The organism is Terrisporobacter sp. (assembly GCF_017888745.1).
Classification (GTDB): Bacteria; Bacillota; Clostridia; order Peptostreptococcales; family Peptostreptococcaceae; genus Terrisporobacter.
Window position 1 is genome coordinate 1 of record NZ_JAGHFM010000337.1, and the last position, 2,588, is coordinate 2,588.

General features: G+C 29.4%; 1 protein-coding gene. It reads left to right on the forward strand.

Annotation, left to right across the window (positions count from 1 at the left end; genetic code table 11):
* Positions 1 to 151: 151 nt before the first annotated feature.
* On the forward strand, positions 152 to 2,588 hold a 2,437-nt coding region (locus tag J7G74_RS15085), incomplete at its 3' end, for an ABC transporter permease (RefSeq protein ID WP_297136846.1).

The window sequence follows — 2,588 nt, forward strand, 5'->3', positions numbered from 1 at the left end:
CTATAAATTAAGACTTAGTATGCTAGTTGTCGGTAAAAAAATACCACTTGTCCGACTTATGTTGAATCAAAATTTTAGAAATGTTACCTTTGATACAAAGAAGGTAGCATTTTTTTATGCGAGGATTAGCACAAGAAAGGGAGGTAAAGTTTTGATTACACTTAAACTAGCAATATCGTATATGAAAAAACAAAGAGGAAAAACAGTGGCACTATTGTCAAGTATTGCACTTTCAGTGATGCTTATTTTCTCTATGAATGTAATCAGGGATTCGGGATATGATTCTCAAATACAAGAAGCAAAAGATTTGAATGGAAATTATCAAGTATGGTTTGAAGGGATTGATATAGATAAAGCCAAACAACTAGAAAATGATAGTGAAGTAAAAAAAAGTAGCAAGGTTAAATATTTTCTTGAAGGAGTTAATAAAGAAAATGGTGTTAAACTTGATTTAAATTCATTTGATGAAGGTTTTATAAATTCTCTTAATTATAAGATGAAGGGAAGAGAACCAAGAAAAGATGGAGAAATAGTCATAGAAAAAGAAGCAGCAAAGCAAATGGGAATAAATGATCCATTAAATAAGAATATTGATTTAATGTTGATGAATAAATACGTTGACGACAATGGGGCTAATAAAATTGATAGTGCTAATAAAAAATTTAAAATTGTTGGTGTACTTGAAAAATCGGATAAGTATTATAGTTCTAAATCCAGTGCAATAGGAGGTATTAGAACTCAAGCTTTTATATATGAAGAAGCTAAGTTTCCGATAAAAGCAAAAGATACATATAAAGGAACTATATTTCTTAAATCTGAAAAAAATACATCTAAGTTTGTAAGTAAAATGGAAAAAGAGCTGGGTCTTAGTTGGGACTATTTACATGAAAATTCGGAAGTTACGACAGCTAAACAATTAAAGTATATGTCTACTAATAATATAGAAAATATTAAAAAGATACTTCTTTTAGTAATTGTATCTAGCCTTGTAATATACAATATTTTCAATATTATCCTACAGGATATAATAATACAAATAGGACTTATGAGAGCAATTGGTATGTCAAAGAAGAAAATTAAGAGAATGTTTGCAGAGATTAGTCTTATATATATAGTTTTAGGAACTTTAATTGGGATGTTACTTGGAACGACATTATCATATATTGGAGTTCGATTAGTATATGGATATAGCTCTATGCTAACAATAGGAGCTTCAAGTATAATCTATTCTTTTATAGTTTCAACATTATCTGTATCTATAAGTAGTTTTATAGTGGTCAGAAAAGCTATGAAGATGTCTATAATTGATTCAATAAAAAATAGTGAGAAGTACAAAAGAAAATCAAAATCTAAGAGAATCAAAACAAATATAACGAAGGGAAGTATGATTATAAGTATTGCAAGGAGAAATATATGGAGAAACAAATCTAGAACTATCATAACAATGCTTGCAATTACCATGGTTGGAACAATGTTTATATTTAGTTTTGCAGTGAAAGATACATTAAATACCAATATAGAGGAAGGAATAACAGGTGGTTCCTTTGGAATGTCCTATGGAAGTGTAGATAAAACAGTAAGTGGAAGCTCCTATGGTACAGAAAGTTTATTTTATAAAATTGATAAGAATATGATAGAAGAGATAAAAAATATAAAAGGAGTGAAAAGTGTAGAACCAAACTTTTATAATTCTAATGGATATATTTTTGTTCCTAAAGATAAAATATCTAAGGCCTATCAAGATGAATTAAATAGAAGGGGTTCATTATTTCAAGATGAGTATAATAATGAATATCCGCTTATTATAAGAGGTTATAGCGATGAGATGTTGAAGAGTAGAGAGTCATTTATTGAAGAAGGAAAAAACTTAATAAATAATAAAGAAGGAAAGTATAAAAAAGTTATATTAGTAAATAATACCCAATCACTAGTTACTCACTCATTTGAAGCAGAGGTAATTGATGATGTGAAGGTGGGGGATATTATAGATATAAAAATACCTGTATATAAGGAGGGTATCAAAAAATACGAAACAATTAAGGTTGAAGTTGGTGCTATTATGAAAGAAGTCTATGCAGCAGCTCAAGATGGAAATGTTGATGCTGGTGGAGCACAGGTAATATTTAGGGAGGATGACTATAAAGAATTAACAAATCAAAAGGATTATAACAAGATCTATGTAATGACTCAAAAAGGTGAGTTATACCCAGTTGAAAAAAGATTAGAGAAACTAACAAAGGATTATGCATTTTCATCAATAGGTGGTAAAGGTGAAGATATGAAATTTTACGGAGCACAACAAAGTTCAGAGGACAGACTTACAGTAGTATATCAGTGCTTAATTTTACTTATACTTTCTGTGAACAGTATTTTTATTATGAGAAGTAATATCATTGCAAGGAGAAAAGAGATGTCGACATTAAGAGCTCTTGGAATGAGTATTAAAGATATGAAAAAAATTCTAATAATTGAAAGTGAGTTTTATGGGATAGTTGCCTGCACAATAGGAGCTATAATTGCAACAGTTTATCATAACTGGGGGATTGCAAGCGCTAACAAAAGCCTTATAGCAGGACGATTTGAAAGGA